Source organism: Pseudomonas sp. B22129, assembly GCF_044218875.1.
Lineage (GTDB): Bacteria > Pseudomonadota > Gammaproteobacteria > Pseudomonadales > Pseudomonadaceae > Aquipseudomonas.
In genome coordinates, this window is record NZ_CP162592.1 from 4812619 (window position 1) to 4832087 (window position 19469).

Annotated in this window: 18 protein-coding genes; 8 read left to right on the top strand and 10 right to left on the bottom strand. The window is 62.1% G+C overall.

The features are described from left to right. Positions 1-228: 228 nt before the first annotated feature. Positions 229-1551: an OprD family porin gene (locus AB4P94_RS22210; protein ID WP_395607471.1), complete on the top strand. Its 1323-nt coding sequence runs from the start codon at positions 229-231 to the stop codon at positions 1549-1551. Here the strand turns inward: AB4P94_RS22210 and AB4P94_RS22215 are convergent. Beyond that, a complete protein-coding gene (locus AB4P94_RS22215) occupies positions 1538-2023 on the bottom strand; it encodes a winged helix-turn-helix transcriptional regulator (protein WP_395607472.1) in 486 nt (161 codons plus the stop codon). The genes AB4P94_RS22210 and AB4P94_RS22215 overlap by 14 nt on opposite strands. 107 nt (positions 2024-2130) lie before the next feature. Here AB4P94_RS22215 and fabF point away from each other — a divergent pair, with 107 nt between their 5' ends. From fabF to AB4P94_RS22230, 3 genes are all read left to right on the top strand, one after another. After that, positions 2131-3399: a beta-ketoacyl-ACP synthase II gene (gene fabF / locus AB4P94_RS22220; protein WP_395607473.1), complete on the top strand. Its 1269-nt coding sequence runs from the start codon at positions 2131-2133 to the stop codon at positions 3397-3399. A 72-nt stretch (positions 3400-3471) separates the two neighbouring features. After that, the gene (locus tag AB4P94_RS22225) at positions 3472-3852 is read left to right on the top strand and encodes a RidA family protein (protein WP_016973982.1); all 381 of its coding nucleotides are present in this window, start codon (positions 3472-3474) and stop codon (positions 3850-3852) included. Between the two features lie 1157 nt (positions 3853-5009). Further along, on the top strand, positions 5010-6998 hold the full coding sequence (locus AB4P94_RS22230) for a U32 family peptidase (protein ID WP_395607474.1): 1989 nt from the start codon (positions 5010-5012) through the stop codon (positions 6996-6998). On the opposite strand, the gene AB4P94_RS22235 is transcribed toward AB4P94_RS22230, so the two are convergent. The 3 genes from AB4P94_RS22235 to AB4P94_RS22245 form a co-directional block, all read right to left on the bottom strand. Continuing rightward, positions 6970-7743, bottom strand: a complete 774-nt coding sequence (locus AB4P94_RS22235) for an ABC transporter permease subunit (protein ID WP_395607475.1) — start codon at positions 7741-7743, stop codon at positions 6970-6972. The two genes, AB4P94_RS22230 and AB4P94_RS22235, sit on opposite strands and share 29 nt — an antisense overlap. Next, positions 7740-8639 (bottom strand): extracellular solute-binding protein, encoded by a 900-nt coding sequence (locus AB4P94_RS22240; RefSeq protein ID WP_395607476.1) that lies wholly within the window; start codon positions 8637-8639, stop codon positions 7740-7742. Before AB4P94_RS22240 ends, AB4P94_RS22235 begins: the two co-directional genes overlap by 4 nt. Before the next feature lie 63 nt (positions 8640-8702). Further along, positions 8703-9602: a DMT family transporter gene (locus AB4P94_RS22245; RefSeq protein ID WP_395607477.1), complete on the bottom strand. Its 900-nt coding sequence runs from the start codon at positions 9600-9602 to the stop codon at positions 8703-8705. A gap of 109 nt (positions 9603-9711) precedes the next feature. Here AB4P94_RS22245 and AB4P94_RS22250 point away from each other — a divergent pair, with 109 nt between their 5' ends. After that, on the top strand, positions 9712-10155 hold the full coding sequence (locus tag AB4P94_RS22250; RefSeq protein WP_395607478.1) for an Lrp/AsnC family transcriptional regulator: 444 nt from the start codon (positions 9712-9714) through the stop codon (positions 10153-10155). A 9-nt stretch (positions 10156-10164) separates the two neighbouring features. Here the strand turns inward: AB4P94_RS22250 and AB4P94_RS22255 are convergent, their stop codons facing one another. After that, positions 10165-10938, bottom strand: coding sequence for an SDR family NAD(P)-dependent oxidoreductase (locus AB4P94_RS22255; protein WP_395607479.1), 774 nt, complete (start codon positions 10936-10938; stop codon positions 10165-10167). 120 nt (positions 10939-11058) lie between these two features. On the opposite strand from AB4P94_RS22255, the gene gcvA reads away from it, so the two are divergent. After that, on the top strand, positions 11059-11970 hold the full coding sequence (gene gcvA, locus AB4P94_RS22260) for a transcriptional regulator GcvA (protein WP_395607480.1): 912 nt from the start codon (positions 11059-11061) through the stop codon (positions 11968-11970). 2 nt (positions 11971-11972) lie between these two features. On the opposite strand, the gene xylB is transcribed toward gcvA, so the two are convergent. The 5 genes from xylB to AB4P94_RS22285 are packed head-to-tail and all read right to left on the bottom strand — an operon-like array spanning position 11973 to position 17935. Next, positions 11973-13433 (bottom strand): xylulokinase, encoded by a 1461-nt coding sequence (gene xylB / locus AB4P94_RS22265; RefSeq protein WP_395607481.1) that lies wholly within the window; start codon positions 13431-13433, stop codon positions 11973-11975. A 16-nt stretch (positions 13434-13449) separates the two neighbouring features. Further along, on the bottom strand, positions 13450-14442 hold the full coding sequence (locus AB4P94_RS22270) for a LacI family DNA-binding transcriptional regulator (RefSeq protein ID WP_395607482.1): 993 nt from the start codon (positions 14440-14442) through the stop codon (positions 13450-13452). Between the two features lie 23 nt (positions 14443-14465). Further along, positions 14466-15398 (bottom strand): ABC transporter substrate-binding protein, encoded by a 933-nt coding sequence (locus AB4P94_RS22275; protein ID WP_395607483.1) that lies wholly within the window; start codon positions 15396-15398, stop codon positions 14466-14468. A 34-nt stretch (positions 15399-15432) separates the two neighbouring features. Then, positions 15433-16410, bottom strand: coding sequence for a ribose ABC transporter permease (locus tag AB4P94_RS22280; protein ID WP_395607484.1), 978 nt, complete (start codon positions 16408-16410; stop codon positions 15433-15435). Then, positions 16403-17935: a sugar ABC transporter ATP-binding protein gene (locus AB4P94_RS22285; protein ID WP_395607485.1), complete on the bottom strand. Its 1533-nt coding sequence runs from the start codon at positions 17933-17935 to the stop codon at positions 16403-16405. Before AB4P94_RS22285 ends, AB4P94_RS22280 begins: the two co-directional genes overlap by 8 nt. Before the next feature lie 239 nt (positions 17936-18174). On the opposite strand from AB4P94_RS22285, the gene AB4P94_RS22290 reads away from it, so the two are divergent. Further along, on the top strand, positions 18175-18777 hold the full coding sequence (locus AB4P94_RS22290; protein ID WP_254865944.1) for a hypothetical protein: 603 nt from the start codon (positions 18175-18177) through the stop codon (positions 18775-18777). 118 nt (positions 18778-18895) lie between these two features. Next, complete coding sequence (locus AB4P94_RS22295; protein ID WP_395607486.1) at positions 18896-19303, top strand: DoxX family protein; 408 nt, start codon at positions 18896-18898, stop codon at positions 19301-19303. Positions 19304-19469 lie beyond the last annotated feature (166 nt).

The following is a 19469-nucleotide window of genomic DNA, read 5'->3' on the forward strand; positions in this document are numbered from 1 at the left end:
GCTACGCCTGCCGGCGATTAAACAATGTGAAGTTTAATTAATCGAGTTTAATCAGTTTCATCGCTGCAGCCCGCGCGAACTGTGCTTAGAATCAGCTTCGGCAAACACGCCGAACACAATAAAAACGGCAACGCCTCACTTCAAACCCTGCCCATAAAACCTAATGCATTGTCCAAATAAAGTGCGGTGTTTCTGTGCGCGCGTTAATTATTCCGGGGAAGTAAAAACATGAACAAACAGTTGAGCCTGTTAACACTGGCACTGTGCGCCGGTATCAGCCAGGTCGCCCTCGCCGAGTCGGTGTCCGACCAAGCCGATTCCAAGGGGTTCATCGAAGGCAGCAGCATCACCGGCCTGCTGCGCAATTATTACTTCGACCGCGACCGCCAAAGCGGCAAGGCCGACAACCGCGACTGGACCCAGGGCGCGATGCTCAACTACGCCTCGGGCTTCACCCAGGGCACCATCGGGTTTGGCGTGGACGCCTACGCTTACGGCGCCATGAAGCTCGACGCGACCCACGAAGACAACAACACCGGCAACCTGCCGACCGACCGCAATGGCGACCCCAAAGACGGCTACGGCTCGGTGGGCGCTGCGGTGAAAATCAAGATTTCCAAGACCCAGCTGAAATTCGGTGACATGCAGCCCACCGCGCCGGTCTTCGCCACCGGCGGCACGCGCATACTGCCGCAGACCGCGACGGGCTTTGACCTGACCAGCAGCGAAATCGCCGGGCTGGACCTGGAAGCCGGGCACTTCACCAGTACCAACAGTGGCATGACCAGCAACCACGACCACGATATCTACGCGACCTACGCCAACGTGGCCGCCAACAGCGCCAGTTTCATCGGCGGCAAATACACCTTCACCCCGTCCCTGAGTGCAACGGTGTATGCGGGCGAGCTGGAAGACATCTGGCGTCAGTACTACACCAACCTTAACTACGTGTTGCCGCTGGGTCATGACCAGTCGCTGGCGCTGGACGGCAACCTGTACCGCACGCTCGACACCGGCAGCGCCAAGGCCGGTGCGATCAACAACACCACGTACTCGTTGGCGGCGGCCTATTCGTTCCTGCAGGCCCATACGCTGACGCTGTCGTTCCAGAAAGTGCACGGCGACACGCCGTTCGACTACATCGGCACCGGGAGCAACGGCGCGGGTGAAGGTGGCGACTCGGTGTTCCTGGCCAACTCGATCCAGTGGGGTGACTTCAACGGCCCGGGCGAGCAGTCCTGGGGCATTCGGTATGACCTGAACATGGCCAGCTTCGGCGTGCCGGGCCTGAGCTTCATGACCCGCTACGTCAACGGCTCGGGCATCGATGGCACGCACACCCCGGCCAACAGCGCGTATGTGGGTGATTACGGTGCCAACGGCGACCACCACGAGACCGATGTGGAAGCCAAGTACGTGCTGCAAAGCGGCCCGGCGAAAAACCTGTCGTTTCGCGTGCGCGACGCCATGGTGTCATCAAACGCCGACCAGCGTGACGGCAAGCTCAATGAGCTGCGGTTGATCGTCGACTATCCGTTCACTCTGCTGTAACTGACCCCAGCCGCTGGCGCATTCCCGCGCTGGCGGCTGGACCGGCCTGCAACCTGCAGCGGTCCAGCGTCACCACCTCGCCCTCAGCGTTGGCCAGCATCGGCTGCACCGTGCAGCCAGTCTCGTGATCGACCAGCTCGACGCTGGTGCCCTCCTCGGCAAAATGCCGATTGCCAAACGCAACCATCGCCATCAGCACCATACGAAAATCCTCGCCTCTGGCCGTCGGCACATATTCGTAGCGCGGCGGCCGCTCGCTGTACGGCCTGCGCTCGAGCATGCCCGCCTCCACCAGCGCGTTCAGGCGCCGTGTCAACATGTTCGGCGCGATGCCCAGGCTGCGGGAAAACTCATCGAAGCGGCGCAAGCCCTGCAACGCGTCGCGCATGATCAACATGCTCCACCATTCGCCGACGCGTTCGAGGCTGCGGGCGATGGGGCATTCGTCGCTGGTAAGGGATTTGCGCTGCATGGGGATTCCCGTGGGTGATTACACAGTTGTGTGACGCCATGTTACTTTCATGATGATAGTGACGTCCACAGGTGTGTATCCCTCAACGCAACAGGAGTCGATTGATCATGAGTAAACGTATTGTCGTGACAGGCATGGGCGCGTTGACGCCACTCGGAGCGAACGTCGAAGCCACCTGGCAACGCCTGTTGAACGGGCAATCAGGCATCCGGCGCCTGCCAGAAGACTTGATCGGCGATCTGGCCGTGAGCATCGGCGGCCAGGTGCAGAGCGTGGAGCAGGACCCTGAAGCCGGTTTCGACCCGGACCGTCTGTTGGCCGCCAAGGAGCAGCGCAAGATGGACCGTTTCATTCTGTTCGCCCTGGCGGCGGCGGATGAAGCGTTGAAGCAAGCCGGCTGGGCGCCGAAAACTCTTGAAGAACAGGAACGCACCGCGACGATCATCGCGTCGGGCGTCGGCGGGTTCCCGGCCATCGCCGAAGCCGTGCGCACCACCGACAGCAAAGGCCCGCGGCGTCTTTCTCCGTTCACCATCCCGTCATTTCTGAGCAACATGGCGGCCGGGCATGTGTCGATCAACTACGGTTTGAAAGGCCCGTTGGGCGCGCCGGTCACTGCCTGTGCGGCCGGCGTGCAGGCGATTGGTGACGCGGCGCGGATGATTCGCGCCGGGGAAGTCGACGTGGCCGTGTGCGGCGGTGCCGAAGCGGCGATTCATCGGGTCAGCCTCGCCGGGTTTGCGGCGGCGCGGGCGCTGTCCAGTGACTTCAACGAAACGCCGGAGCTCGCTTCACGGCCTTTCGATCAGGCCCGCGACGGGTTCGTGATGGGTGAAGGCGCAGGGATTCTGGTGATTGAAGAGCTGGAACACGCCCTGGCCCGTGGCGCGCAGCCGATTGCCGAGTTGGTCGGTTATGGCACGAGCGCCGATGCCTATCACATGACCGCCGGCCCTGAAGACGGCGACGGTGCACGCAGGGCCATGGTTCAGGCGTTGCGTCAGGCGGGGATCAAAGCATCGCAGGTGCAGCACCTGAACGCTCATGCCACCTCTACGCCCGTGGGTGACAAGGGCGAACTGGCGGCGATCAGGACAGTCTTTGGAACCGGTGGCACTCCGGCGATCAGCTCGACCAAATCCGCGACAGGCCATCTGCTCGGTGCAGCGGGCGGCATTGAAGCGATCTTCACCGTGCTTGCCCTGCGTGATCAGGTTGCGCCCGCCACGCTGAATCTGGAAAACCCGGACGCCCTGGCCGAGGGTTTGGACATGGTGCGCGGTGAAGCGCGGCATTTGCCGATTGAATACGCATTGTCCAATGGCTTCGGCTTTGGCGGGGTGAATGCCAGCGTGCTGTTCAAGCGCTGGCCATAACCGGCGGTTTGCCCCTGCGGGCATTTTCGGGGACCATGGGCGCCTTTCTGTTCCTGCCAACAAGAGGCGCCCATGGCCAACCACGACCTGTCCTTCACTCCCGATCCCGACGCAGACTCCATTTCTTCCGACGTCATCGGCTTCAACGGCATCCTGGTTTCCACCCAAGTCCCGACCCGCGCCGACGGCAGCCTGGAACTGGGCGATATCACCCTGCAAAGCGAATGCACCCTGCAAGCGCTGAAAGTCGCGCTGGAAAAAGCCGGCAGCTCCATGGACCGGGTCATGCACCTGACCATCTACCTGACCGACATGGCTGACCGTGCGGCGTTCAACGAAGTCTACAAGCGCTTCTTCGCCAAACCATGGCCGGTTCGCGCCGCCGTAGGCGTGGCCGCACTGGCCGTCGAAGGCATGCGCGTGGAAGTCACCGCAATGGCCGCCAAAGCCTGAGTTCGCCCCTGCAACACCGTTCAAATGTGGGAGCTGGTTTGCGATACAGGCACCTCGGTTTGTCAGTGAAACCGAGGCGATCCCTTCGCAGCCTCGCTAAAGCTCGACAGCTCCCACAGTAAACCGAGTCCATCCTTTGGAATGCGGTCAAATGTGGGAGCTGGCTTGCCTGCGAAGGCGGCAGCACTGCCAACAGATATGCCGCCTGCCCCACCGCCATCGCAGCCTCGCTAAAGCTCGACAGCTCCCACAGGGAACCGGGTCCGTCCTTTGGAATGCGGTCAAAGGTGGGAGCTGGCTTGCCTGCGAAGACGGCGGCACTGTCAACAGAGAGGTCGCCTGCCCCACCGCCATCGCAGCCTCGCTAAAGCTCGACAGCTCCCACAGGGAACCGGGTCCGTCCTTTGGAATGCGCTCAAATGTGGGAGCTGGCTTGCCTGCGAAGACGGCGGCACTGCCAACATAGACGCCGTCAGAGCCACCGCCATCGCAGCCTCGCTGAAGCTCGACAGCTCCCACAGGGAACCGGGTCCGTCCTTTGGAATGCGCTCAAAGGTGGGAGCTGGCTTGCCTGCGAAGGCGGCGGCACTGCCAACACAGATGCCGCCTGACCCACCGCCTTCGCAGCCTCGCTGAAGCTCGACAGCTCCCACAGGGAACCGGGTCCAGCCTTTGGAATACGGTCAAATGTGGGAGCTGGCTTGCCTGCGAAGACGGCGGCACTGCCAACACAGATGTCGCCTGACCCACCGCCTTCGCAGCCTCGCTGAAGCTCGACAGCTCCCACAGGGAACCGGGTCCAGCCTTTGGAATACGGTCAAATGTGGGAGCTGGCTTGCCTGCGAAGACGGCGGCACTGCCAACACAGATGTCGCCTGACCCACCGCCTTCGCAGCCTCGCTGAAGCTCGACAGCTCCCACAGGGAACCGGGTCAAGCCTTTGAAATGCGGTCAAATGTGGGAGCTGGCTTGCCTGCGATGAAGGCGGCGCGGTGGTTCAGGAAGACCGCAGTGACGCCATCGCAGGCACGCCAGCTCCCCCATTGAATCGGCTTCGCTCTCTCGCATTACGCCCGACAGCCCTGCGGTAGATGCCGCTCAGGCATTTCACGGCTACAATGCGCGCCTCAACCGTGACAAGCCTGACTAAAAAAACTATGTCCTTGCCCAAGCATCACCTTGAATTGCTCAGCCCTGCCCGCGATGTTGCCATCGCGCGCGAGGCCATCCTGCATGGCGCCGACGCCATCTACATCGGCGGCCCAAGCTTCGGCGCCCGCCATAACGCTTGCAATGAAGTCAGCGATATCGCGCAACTGGTGGAATTCGCGCGCCGTTACCACGCCCGTGTCTTCACCACCATCAACACCATCTTGCATGACAACGAGCTGGAACCCGCGCGCAAGCTGATCCATCAGCTGTACGACGCCGGCGTCGATGCATTGATCGTGCAAGACCTGGGCGTGATGGAGCTGGATATTCCGCCCATCGAGCTGCACGCCAGTACCCAGACCGACATTCGCACCCTGGCCCGCGCCAAGTTTCTCGACCAGGCCGGTTTCTCGCAGTTGGTGTTGGCCCGTGAGCTGAACCTGCAGGAAATCCGCGCCATCGCCGATGAAACCGACGCCGCCGTCGAGTTCTTCATCCACGGCGCCCTGTGCGTGGCGTTTTCCGGGCAATGCAACATTTCCCACGCGCAAAATGGCCGCAGCGCCAACCGTGGCGATTGCTCCCAGGCGTGCCGCCTGCCGTACACCTTGAAAGACGACCAGGGCCGCGTCGTGGCCTTTGAAAAACACCTGCTGTCGATGAAAGACAACAACCAGAGCGCCAACATCCGCGCCCTGGTCGAAGCCGGTGTGCGTTCGTTCAAGATCGAAGGCCGTTACAAGGACATGGGCTATGTGAAGAACATCACGGCCTACTACCGCCAGCGCCTCGACGACGTGCTCGAAGACCGCCCGGACCTGGCCCGCGCGTCCAGCGGCCGTACCGCGCATTTCTTCCTGCCGGACCCGGAAAAAACCTTCCACCGTGGCAGCACCGACTATTTCGTCACCGACCGCAAGGTCGACATCGGCGCCTTCGACACTCCGACCTTTACCGGTTTGCCGGTGGGTGTGGTGGAAAAAGCCGGCAAGCGTGACTTGCAGGTGGTCACCCATGAGCCGCTGTCCAACGGTGATGGCCTCAACGTGCTGGTCAAGCGTGAAGTCGTCGGGTTCCGCGCCAATATCGCCGAGCCAAAGGGCGAATTCGAAGAAGACGGCGAGAAACGCTACCGCTACCGTGTCGAGCCGAATGAAATGCCGGCCGGCCTGTACCAGTTGCGCCCGAACCATCCGCTGAACCGCAACCTGGACCATAACTGGCAACAGGCGCTGCTCAAGACCTCGTCCGAGCGTCGTATCGGCTTGTCCTGGGCCGCACGTTTGCGTGAAGACGAGCTGCACGTCACCGCCACCAGCGAAGAAGGCATCAGCGCCAGCGTCACCCTGCCCGGCCCATTCGGCGTGGCCAACAAGCCGGAACAGGCACTCGATACCCTGCGCGACCTGCTCGGCCAGCTCGGTACCACCGAGTACCACGCCACCGATATCAAGCTCGACGCGCCGCAAGCATTCTTCGTTCCCAACTCGCAGCTCAAGGCTTTGCGCCGCGAAGTGATCGAGGCGCTGACCGCCGCCCGCGTCGCGGCTCACCCGCGTGGCGGGCGTAAGGCCGAGACCACACCGCCGCCGGTGTACCCGGAGGCGCACCTGTCGTTCCTGGCCAACGTTTACAACCAGAAAGCGCGCGACTTCTACCACCGTCACGGCGTGAAGCTGATCGATGCGGCCTTCGAAGCCCACGAAGAAACCGGCGAAGTGCCGGTGATGATCACCAAGCACTGCCTGCGTTTCTCATTCAACCTGTGCCCGAAACAGGCCAAGGGTGTGACGGGCGTGAAGACCAAAGTGGCGCCGATGCAGTTGATCCACGGCGACGAAGTGCTGACCCTGAAGTTCGACTGCAAACCCTGCGAAATGCACGTGGTCGGCAAGATCAAGGGGCATATCCTTGGCTTGCCGCAACCGGGCAGCGTGGTCGGTTACATCAGCCCGGATGACCTGCTCAAGACCATTCCGCGCGCACCGCACTGACCCCCTGCCGTTTGCGCACCGAGAGGCACCACAGCGGAAACGGCAAGGTCACCAGCAGCAGCAACCAGAGCAAGGCGTAGACACTGTCTACGCCTTCGTTTTGCAGGTTGACGAACAGCTTTACCGGTATGCCCTGCGGAAAGTAGGCAAACACCATCACTATTCCGAACTCGCCGATAACCCGCACCCAGACAATCGCCAACGCGTTGGCCAGGGCGCGCCGGGTGACCGGCAAGGTCACGCGCCGAAACACCTCAGCGGGCTTACAACCCAGGCTTCGCGCGGCGTCTTCGACCGAACGCGGCACCGATTCGAAGGCGGTGCGTGCACACAGGATGTAATACGCCAAGCCGCCATAAAGCTGCGCGAGGATAAACGCCGGCAGGTTGTTGTTCAGGGTGACGCCCAAATAGCCGAGCGCTTCGCCCAAGGTGGCGTAGGGCCCGTAGGCGGTGACCAGCAGAATGCCCATCGCCAGCGGCGGCGTCAGCAAAGAGACCAGCAGCAGCGCCTGCAAAGCGCCGCACCAGGCTGATTGGCTGCGCGCGAGCCACAGGGCCAGCGGCGTGCCGAGCAGCACGATCAACAGCGTCGACACACTGCTCAACCCCAACGACACCGCCACCGCCGTGCCATCGCCATAAGCCAGGTGCAGATGCGCCCATGAAGTGGCGCCCACCAGCGCCACGAAGGGAACCGCCAACAGGATCGTCGCCGGCACGGCCAGCCACAGCGCTCGGCTCAAAGCACCCCGCCTTTCGGCTGACCATACCCATTGGCTTGGAACAGCTTCTGGCCTTCCGCCGATTGCAGGAACTTCACAAAGTCCTCAGCCTGTTGTGGGTGCGTGGCGTTTTTCAGCACCACGGCGTAGAACACCAACGGTTGTGGTTTGAGGGTTTGCGGCTGGCCGTTTTTGTCCGGCAGTTGCAGATCAACCGTGTCATACCAGTCTTTTGCGAAGGCCGGATTGCTCAGGTTGATTTCATCCGGCAGCGCCACATAGGGCAGCTTGGCGGAAATCGTTGCGCTCTCGTAGCCGGAAGCGGCATCGATTTGCCCGGCTTGCAGGCGGGTCAGCAAACCACCTTCGCCGAAGACCTGCTGCGGGTTTTGCACGTCACCGAGGATGTGTTGAGCCAGGCCCGGTTGCCCGTAGTATTTTTCCGCCAGTTTCATCGTGAACACGATGTTCTGCCCTTGGGGATCGGTGCCCGCATCCGTGCGCCCAAACCGCAGGCCGGGTTTTTGCAGCACCTGCCACCAGATACCGCTGGCCAGTTGCGGCGCAAAGCGGCTTTTGGGGTTATAGGCAATGACCATCCGCGTGCTGGCGACCGGGATCGCGTGATCGGCCAGGCCGGCCTTTTGCAGAATCTCGATCGGCCCCGGCGTGATGGAAACGAACACATCCGCCTGCAACTTCTTCGACGCCAGCAGGCGCGCCAGCCCGTAGGCGCCCTCGCCCTGCCCCTGATACGTGAGCTTTTCTCGTTCGGCAAACGCCGGGCCCAGCGCCTTGTCCATCACCACGCCCATGGAGCCGGCGTAGGTCACATGAATTTGCCCCTCGGCCTGTGCCGACAACGCGCTGCTTAACAGCAGGCTACCGAGTAGCCATCCCCTGGTTTTGCTCAGCATCAGCTCGCTCGCTATAACAATTTATATATAGCGTCGAATAGTAGCGAAGCTGTCGCGGGTGCTTCATGAAACCTGTTGCAGCGCGGCTTTGGAGCGCCACCACCAACCGCGCTGCAACCCGGCCGCCGCCAGCAAGATGGCCGCCACGCCCAGCCATTGCAGCCAGCCCAGGCGGTGGCCGAAGGCAAACCAGTCGACGAAAATGGCGGCGATGGGGTAGATAAATGACAACGCGCCAGTGATGGCCGTCGGCAGTTTCTGGATCGCGCCGTACAGCAATACATACATCAAACCGGTGTGCACCACGCCGAGGGCAACCAGTGCCGCCCAGGCATCTGTCGAGGCTGGGAGACTGCCCCAGGGCACCAGCGGCGCCAGCAATACTGCGCCGGTCGCCACTTGAATCAATGCCATCAAATGCGGTGGCACCTCTTTTAAACGCTTGATGATCAGCGCGGCGATCGCGTACAAAAAGGCTGCGCCCAACGCCAGCGCGATCCCCGCCAGGTAATCGTTGCCACCGCTTTGCTCTTCGCCGTGCGCCGTCACAATGGCCAACATGCCCAGGAACGCCACGCTCAGCCAGGCGATTTTCTGCACGGTGATCTTCTCGCCAAGAAACACCGCCGCCAGCAACACCAACATGAACGGCTGCACGTTATACACCGCCGTGCTGATGGCAATCGACGCGTGGGAATAGGATTCAAACAGCAACAACCAATTGCCGACGATGGCCACGCCGCTGAGCATCGCCAGGCCGAATGTGGCCCAGGTGAGAGAGTCCAGCCGCAGGTAACCGAGCAAGGCGCACACCAACAGCAGCGTCAGCCCACCGATCACGCAGCGCCAGAACACCACTTCGATCACGGACACACCTGACACCAGCACAAACCAGCCGATGGTGCCCGAGATCAGCATGGCAGCGACCATTTCCCACGACCCGCGACGGATAGATGTGTCCACGTTTAATGCTCCTCAAGTGAGGCCCAATTATGGCAACCTGCCCGGCAGCGGTTCCAGCCGCTAAAAAAGGCAAAACCCGGCATTCACCTTTTCTAATTAGGTGCACAGCATGATTGACACTATCGACCAGCAACTGATTGCCGCCTTGATGGACGACTCGCGGCTGTCCCTCAAGGCCTTGGCCGGCATCACCGGGCTGTCCTCGCCCAGTGTCGGCGAACGCCTGCGCCGTCTTGAAGAACGGGGGGTGCTGACCCACTACACCGTGGACATCGACGCCAAACACTTCGGCTATCTGCTGCAAGCCATCGTGCGCATCCGCCCGTTGCCCGGCAAATTGCAGGAAGTGGAGCGGCAGATCCAGGCGATCCCGCAGTTCACCGAGTGCGACAAAGTCACCGGTGATGACTGCTTCATCGCGCGCTTGCACGTGCGCACCATGGAACAGCTGGACACCCTGCTCGACCGTCTGAATGTCTATGCCGAAACCAACACCGCCATCGTCAAGAAAACCCCGGTAAAACGGCGTTTGCCGCCGTTGGCGGATGAGTGATCGGCAAGGCTAGTTACGCCCGGCCGTCACGCCACCGTCTACAGGCAACACCGTGCCGGTGATCCACGATGCCTCCGTCGAGGCCAGGAATAGAATCGCCTGGGCGATATCCGCTGGCTGGCCATTGCGCCCCAGTGGGTGGAAGGCATTGAACGTGGGCAGCACTTCCCTGACTTGGCTCGGCTCCATGAACGTCCCGTACACCGGCGTCTCGACCACCGCAGGCGCCACGGTATTGATACGGATATTCGAGGCGGCCAGTTCGATGGCGAGGTTGCGCGTCAGGGCGTGCACACCGGCGTTGGCTGCCGAATAAGCGGCTGACGGCGTCGCACCGATGGCCTGGATCGCCCACAGCGAGCCGGTCTGGACAATGGCACCGCCGCCGCGCTGGAGCATGGCTTTGGCGGCCGCCTGGGCCATGAAGAATTTGCCCTTAAGGATGGTGTCGAGGAACCAGTCGTATTCTTCGGCACCCACGTCCAAAAAGGGTTTAGGACGGAACACGCCGGCGTTGTTCACCAGAATGTCGACACCGCCGAATGTTTTGACCGCTTCGTCCACCAAGGCCTGAGCGGTCGCCGGCTTGGCGATGTCGCCCGCCAGTGCACGGATGTGCGTGCCGCTCGGGTCGATTGCTTGGGCGACTTCGCGCAGTTTTGCCGCGTCACGGCCGCCGATGACGACGCGCGCGCCCTCTTCCACGAAGCGGCGCGCCACTTCTTTGCCGATCCCTGAACTGCCGCCGGTAACGATCACAACCTTTGAAGAAAATCTTTGCATGGCATCTACGCTCCGAGTGGTTTTTACCAGTCACAGTGGCTGGAATGCTTGCTATTCTTCGCGTCAGCTGCGCTGGCGACAAACCAGATCTTGTTTCCCACCCTTAAAGATTTTCTTTAAATGAATTCACTTGGTTACCTGAACGCGCTGCGCGCCTTCGAGGCCGCTGCCCGGCATCACAGTTTCTCCGCCGCCGCCGAGGAGCTGAATGTCACCTCGGCGGCGGTTGGCCAGCAAGTGCGCGCCCTGGAATCCTGGCTGGGAGTACCGCTGTTCACACGGGCCAGCAGCGGCAATACGCGCCTGCTGATGACAGACATCGCCCGCAGCGCGTTGCCGGATATTCGGGAAGGGTTTGATCGACTGCGCGTAGGCCTGGCGCGAATGAAAGCTGCGTCGCTGAGTTGCGACCTGACGGTGACGGTCAGCCCGGCGTTTGCCGGCAAATGGTTGCTGCCACGCCTTGAGCGCTTCCAGCAGGCTCACCCGCAGCTCGATGTACTGCTCAACACCAACCTCAAGCCCCTAGACTTTCTCGCCGAGCACATCGATATCGGTGTGCGTTACGGCGCGGGGCATTGGCCGGGGCTGACCGCTGTAAAACTGATGGATGAGGACGTGTTTCCGGTGTGTTCACCGCACCTGGCCGGGCTGCACCAAGGCGAGCTTGCCCTGGAACAGTTGGCCGGTTGCACGTTGATTCATGATCTGTCGATGGCCACAGACCCGGGCTTCCCCTCGTGGCGCACCTGGCTGGACGCCGTAGGGCAACCGGATACGGACGCCAGCCATGGGCTGCGGATCAATAATTCGGCGGCTGTCGTACAGGCGGCGATTGAGGGCCAGGGCATTGCGTTAGGGCGCAGCGTGATGGTGCGCGACGACTTGGCTTCAGGGCGCTTGATCCGCCCGTTTGGCCCGCTCAAAAGCGCATTGGCGCTCGCGTACTACGCGGTGTACCGCCCGGAGTGCGAAGGGTTGGCCAAAGTCCAGGCCTTTCGAGACTGGCTTTTGGAGCAAGCGCGCCAGTAGTGTCAGTCATGCAGTGCCTTGGCCGCTGCGAGCAAACCCTGGAATTTGCGATACCGCGCTTGCAGCCCCGGCTGTTGCGTGGCATCCGGCAAGTAGCGCGCTTTGACCGGCATGCCCGCCGCCAGTAAGCCCGCGCCCTGCCCGATCGACAGGAACCCCAGCTTTGCGGCGCCAATGCACGCGCTCAACTCACTGCCGTGCAGCGTGAAAATCTCGCGCTGCAGGATGTTCGCCAGCAACTGCGCCCAGTAGTCGCTGCGCGCGCCACCGCCCACCAACGCGCAAGCCCCCACGCTCGCACCGGCTGACTGCACCGCGCGCAAGGCATCCAGCAACCCAAAACCGACCCCCTCCATCACCGCATAACCGAGCATCGCCGGCGTGCAGTCATGGCCCAGGCTCATGAACCCGCCACGCAGCAAGGGGTCGTTGTGGGGTGTGCGCTCCCCGGCGAGGTAAGGCAGAAACAACGGCGTGTCCAACGGCACAGGCCGGTCTATCGGCAGTTGCGCCTGTACCTGGTTCAACAACGTTTGTTCGTCCGGTGTGCCGGTCAAGCCTGTGACCCAACGCAAGCAACTCGCGCCGGCGAGCATGGCGCCCATGGTGTACCAGCGGTCTGGCAGCGCATGGCAAAAACTGTGCACGGCGCTGGCCGGGTTGCCGGCGGCGTGGTCGGTGATCGCGACAATCGCGGCGCTGGTGCCGAGGGTGATAAAACCGTCGCCCGCGTTGATCGCGCCGATGCCGACGGCGGCGACCGGGTTATCGCCCCCGCCGCCGGCGATGACGACTTCGGGCGACAAACCCAAACCGGTCGCGGTTAAACGAGCACTTGCCGCGCCGCCCTCCACCAGCGTCGGCATTTGCGCCGGCGCCAGGCCCGTGGCCCGCACCATCGGCGTAAACCATTCACGCCGCGCCACATCCAGCCACAACGTGCCGGCGGCGTCCGACATCTCGCTGATGCGCTCGCCACTCAAGCGCAAGCGCAGGTAATCCTTGGGCGACAGCACGCAATCAATCGCCTTGAACACCTCGGGTTCATGCTGTTGCAGCCACAGCAGTTTCGGCGCGGTCAGCCCGGCCATGGGCAGACTGCCGGTGACGTCGGCAAAACCGGGCCCGAGTTGCTCGGCTTCGGCAACAGCGCGGGAGTCGTCCCACAGGATCGCCGGGTACAACACGCGGTTGTCATCGCCGAGCAATACCGCGCCGTGCATCTGCCCCGACAGGCCGATGCACGCCACACGGCTGAAAGCGTCGTGGGCACGCAGCACGTGCAGCGCCTGCAAACAGGCTTGCCACCAGTCTTGGGGGGCTTGCTCGGACCAGCCGCTGTGGCGCCGCGAAACGCTCAAGCGTACGCCCGTGTGGGCCAGTACGGCGCCGTCGGCGTCCATCAGGATCGCCTTGAGTTCAGAGGTGCCGAGGTCAATGCCAAGGGAAACAGGACGGCTCATACGCGTGTCATTCCAGTCAGATACAGCCACATGAATTACGCACTTGCAGGGCCGGCGCGAGCCGCACGCTTTGCGTCGGCGCGCCCGGCGTGGCCATGCGTTGCAACAACAGGTGCACGGCGCGCGCGCCCAGCGCCTTGACCGGCTGGGCGATCAGGGTCAGGCGCGGCACAAAAAAATCGGCCCAGTCAAAGTCGTCAAAACCCACCAGGGCCATCTGCCCCGGCACCTCGATTTGCGCATCGCGCAGGGCGTGCATGGCGCCCAGTGTCATCAGGTTATTACCGGCCATGATTGCCGTCGGAGGCACCGTCAGGGCCAGCAGTTGCGCGGTTGCAGCGCGCGCCGGCTCACTGTTGGAGCCGCCGTTGACCAGCAACTGCGGATCAAACGCCACACCCGCCGCCTGCAACGCAGCGCGATAACCGGCGATGCGCTCATCGCTGGTGCCCAGCCCCGCACGCCCGGCGATAAAGCCGATACGCCGGTGCCCGTGTTCAATCAAATGCGTGACCAGCGCCTGGGTGGACTGGGTGTTCTCCACCCCGACCTGATCAAACCGTTCACTCATCATGCGGTCCACCAGCACCGTCGGCATTTCATTGGCCTGCAAATACTCCAGCGCCAACGAGCCGGTGGACGGCGCCAGCAAAATCCCATCAACGCGCCGGTGATGCAGCGCCGTGACCACCCGCAGCTCCTGCTCCGGGTCGTCGTGGGTGTCGACAAACAGCATCATGTAACCGTGCTTGGCGCACTCGGTTTCAATCGCGTGCACCGTCTCGCTGAAGTAATGGTTGGACAGCGCCGAAATCGCCACGCCAATGGTGTTGGTGCTGGAACGGGCCAGCGAGCGTGCCAGGGTATTGGGGATGTAACCCAGTGCCTGAATTGCTTGCTGCACCGCCTGCACAGTGGCCGGGCTGACTTTGCGGGTGCCGTTCAACACATGGGACACCGTCGACGTCGATACTCCCGCCCGGCTTGCCACGTCATCCATGGTGACCACAGCGCTGCTCTCCTTTCAGTGGATCAATGTTTGCTCGACCAGCCGCTGTACGACCCGACGTTGTCACGGGTGATCAGTTTTGGCGTGAGCAGGGTTACCGCGTCGGCCGGGGCCTTGTCATTGAGAATGTCATTGCCCACGTTTACCGCGGTCTGGGCCATGGCCCACGGGTCCTGGCTGGCGGACGCATGGATCTGGGTGTCGGTTTTCAGTGCGTTCTCGATGTCCGGCGCGCCGTCCACGGAAGTGATCAGGATGCCGCTGCGTTTAAGCTGCTTGGCCGCCAGGTCGCTGCCGATGGCTTGCGGGTCGTTGATCGCGAACAGGCCGTCGATTTTCGGGAAGCGCGTGAGGTAACCCTGCATCACGTTCAAACCGCCTTCGCGCGAGCCTTTGCCGTCCTGGTCATCGGACAGCACCTTGATGTCCGGCGCAGCGGCCAATGCCGCCTTGCAGCCTTTGACACGGTCGGTCACGGCCGTCACTTGCGGGCCGTTCTGGATGATCACATTGCCCTTGCCCGAGAGCTTGTCCACCAGGAACTGGCAGGCCAGCTTGCCAGCTTCGACGTTGTCGGTTTGCACCGTGGCGTTCACGCCTTTGGCGTCCACATCCACCGCCACCACGACGATACCGGCGTCGCGGGCTTTCTTGATCGCCGAGGCCATGGCGGACGGGTCAACCGCGTTGAGCAGGATCAGGTCGACCTTGGACGAGATGAAGTTGTCGATCTGCGAAAACTGCTTGCTCAGGTCATAGTCCGCCGACACCGACGTCACCTTGACGTTGGGGTTCAGCGCCTTGGCCCGCGCCGTGGCGCCGTCGGCCAGGGTCACAAAATACGGGTTGCCCAGCGAGCCCATGCTGATGCCGAGGGCTTTGAGTTCACGGGCTTGGACGGCTTGGGACATCAGGGCAGCCAAGGCAATAACGGGAAACAGGCGTTTGACGTTCATGCAGGTCTCTCTTGTGATTGTTGTGTGAGTGAATTCAGGTCCGTGCGCCGGACTGGCGATAGCGATCCAGCGCCACCGCGCCAATGATCACGATGCCCTTGATGATGTACTGCCAGATGTCCGACACCCCCAGCAGCACCAGGCCGTTGGTGAGGACCGCGATAATCAGTGCGCCGATCAGCGTGCCGCCGATGGTGCCGACGCCGCCGGTAAAACTGGTGCCGCCGAGGATCACCGCCGCAATCGCGTCCAGCTCGTAGGACTGCCCGAGTTGCAGGCCGTTGGCGGCGAACAGGCGTGACGCGCTCATGACCGCGCCGAGCCCGGCCAGTGCGCCGGACATGGCGTAGACGAACAGCAGCACTTTCCACACCTTGATCCCCGACAGCCGCGCCGCTTCCGGGTTACCGCCCACCGAATAGATCTGCACGCCCATCACGGTGCGGCGCAGGATGAACCACGACAACACCACCACGGCCACGGCGATGATCACCAGCCAGGGCACGCCGAGCACTGAGTCATTGCCGATAAACGCAAACGGCAGGTCCGGGTTGAACACGGTTTTGTCATCGGCCAGCAAACGCGCCAAACCGCGCATGGCGGTGAGTGCGCCAAGGGTGACGATAAACGGCGGCAGGCGCATGAAGGCGATCAGGCCGCCGTTGACCAGGCCGAGCAGCAGGCCAAAACCGATACCGGCGGCAATCCCGAACATGCCGAACTGCGGCGACATCGAGGCTTGCAGGGCCACCACCGCCGACGCGGCCAGAATCGCCCCCACCGACAGGTCGATGCCCGCCGTGAGAATCACAAAGGTCATGCCCGCCGCCAGCACCACGTTGACCGAGGCTTGCTGGGTGATGATCGACAGGTTCTGCACCGTCAGGAAATTCTCGCTGGCCAGCGCAAAGCCCACCAGCAGCAAGACCAGCACCGGCAGCATGCCGACCGTGCGCATCAGCTCGCGAACCCGCTGTGCCTTACCCGTTGTTGCCACATTCAACTCAGCCATTGGCAGCCACCTGATCGCCACCGGTGGCGAGGTCAATAATACGTTCCTGGGAAATGGCGTGGCCGGAAGCCCCGCCGACTTCGGCCACCAACTGGCCCTCGCGCATGATCAACACGCGGTCGCATGTGCCGATGATTTCCGGCAGTTCGCTGGAGATCACCACAATGCCGACACCGGCCAGCGCGAGTTGATTGATGATGCGGTAAATCTCGGATTTTGAGCCGATGTCCACGCCGCGCGTGGGTTCGTCGAGGATCAGCACGTGGGGCTTGACCTCCAGCAGGCGGGCCAGCAGCACTTTCTGTTGGTTGCCGCCGGACAAGGCACCGACATTGACCTTGCCCGACGCCACGCGAATCGACAGCGACTTGATCGCATCGTTGGAGCGCTGCGCGGCATGGCCACGGTCCAGCACACCGCCCGCATGGGCATCGGGCACACAGGCGCAGACGTTGATGTTGTCGGCCACGCTCATGTCGAGGAACAGGCCCTGGGCCTTGCGGTCCTCGGTGAGGTACACCACGCCGGCGCGAATCGCATCGGCCGGGGTGCGCAGTTGGGTGACGGTCTTGCCGACCACCTCGAGGGTGCCGCTGGTGCGCGGGTCGGCGGCAAAAATCAGCCGCGCAAGCTCGGTGCGCCCGGCCCCGACCAGCCCGGCAATGCCCAGCACTTCACCGGCATGCAGGTCGAAACTGCAATTGTGCACACGCTTGCCATCGGCCATGTCGCGCACACGCATCACCACGTTGCCGGGGTTGTAGGCGGCGTGTTCTTTCTTGTAGAAACCGGAGAGGTCGCGGCCGACCATCATCTTCACCAGCACCTCGGCCGACAGCGCATCGCGGGTCAGTTCGCCGATGTACTGGCCGTCGCGCAGCACCGACACGCGGTCCGACAGCTCATAGATTTCCGCCATGCGATGGCTGATATAGATGATCGCCAGGCCCTGGCCGCGCAGTTGTTTGATCAGCGCGAACAGGCGGTCCGTCTCGCGCGATGACAGCGGCGTGGTGGGCTCGTCCATCACCAGGATTTTCGCGTGGCCATGCAGGGCACGGGCGATTTCGACCAGTTGGCGCTCGGCAATCGACAGGCTGCTGACAAGTGTCGACGGTTTGAATTCGGCGCCCAGGCGCTGCAACACTTCCACGCAACCGGCTTGCATGCCTTTGCGGTCGATGGTCCAGCCGCGCCGCAGTTCACGGCCCAGGTAGATATTCTCGGCCACGCTCAGGTTCGGGCACAGGCTCAGTTCCTGATAGATCACGGCGATGCCGAGGGCTTTGGCGGTGGCAGGGTCAAACGTGGTGACGGCTTGGCCGCTGATGCGGATTTCACCGCCGGGGTCGGCCTGGTACGCGCCGGAGAGGATTTTCATCAAGGTCGATTTGCCGGCGCCGTTCTCCCCCATCAAGGCGTGGATTTCACCGGGGTAGACCTTCAGGCCGACATTCTTGAGCACGCGCAAACCATTGAAGGTTTTGCTGATGCCCTGCATCTCAAGCAAGGGTTCAAGGCTCATGGATGAGCTCCTGGAATTATTATTTTTGTAATCGAGTGCTGCCGACTCTAAGCCAGATGCATTTTGCTGCGCAAGCGCTTGCGTCTACCGTTTATCGATGGGTTAAACGTTTCACCAAGCGCAAATCTCTGAAACCTGCCGATTGTGCCCGCAGATGAAATGAATTTTAAAAGTCAGCGGAATAAAACGGTCCGCCAGGCCGTTTCTCCTGCATTCACTGGAAGCCATCAGGATGCGTCATGACCTCACCCTCAAGCGTTGTCGTTTACATCTGGTATCCCCATGGCGCGGATGTCGGCCATGCCGCCATGTACATCGGCGACCCCGTGATCGGCAAAATGATCGAAGTGCGCTATGACCGTTATCGCAACGAAGGCGAACGTGATCGCGACCGGGCTTTTATCGAGCAGTACAACACCGCGTATGTGAGCTGGTGGCCGGAGGGCCGAGCCGCCATGACCGGCAAGCAGCCGCAGGAGCGCAACTTGTTCCTGGAGTCGGACATCCGTGCAGAAGGCTGCAAACCCCATGTGGTCTACACGATTACCGGGCTGAACATGCAGGCGATGCAAGCCGAGTGGTACAACATCCGCAGCAAGCCCAACGCCAATTACCAGATGCTGCGCAAGAGCTGCTCGACCATCGTGCTGCGCGTGCTCAAGGCCGGTGGCGCGATGGAAGAACTGCCGTTGATCAAGCGTGCCTGGTTCTCCAACAACCTGTATGTCACCCCGAAAAACATCGCGCAGGTCTGCAACGAACTGCGTGACAGGGGCCTGGCAACCAAAGCCAAAAGCGCGCTGTGCCCGGAAAAAGGCGCCTTCATGTTCGGCCTTCGATAGAGGCGCAAAGCGCTATAACCAAATCAAATAGTGTGAATAAACAGATACGCCTTCCACGTTGGCAGGCGCTGGTGAATGATCCGCTGAAAATTCCTCCCACCACCCTGCAGGTCGCACCATGAGTACACAGCAAAACTTCACCTTGCTCCTTGGCCGTGCTTTGCTGGTCGCGCTGTTTTTATTCAGCGGGATCGGCAAGCTGATGGCGCCCGACGCCACCATCAGTTACATCGCGGCGTCCGGTGCACCCTTCCCCTCCCTCGCCTATGGCATTGCGCTGATCGTCGAATTGGGGTTGGCCACCGCGTTGCTGCTGGGCTATCGCGTGCGCCCGGTGGCGCTGTTGATGGCGGCATTTACCTTGCTGACTGCGTTGCTGTTCCACAACCACTTCGGTGACAAGGGCCAGTTGATCAACTTCCTGAAGAACCTGGCGATCACCGGCGGTTTTCTGCAAATTGCCGTGTTCGGCGCGGGAACGTTCAGCCTGGACCAACTGCGTGCGCAGCGTACAGCCCTGAACTGACGCATTCGATTGAGGGCTGAGCGCTTCCGGGGGGACGCGCTCAACCCTCAAAACGCCATAATCTCTGCTATTGTCCAATCACCTCATCTCCTCCTCGTCGCCTCTGCGCGATCTTCTGTGAGCATGCTCTGCGCCTTTGTCTGTTGACGACGGCGGGCCTGAAGTT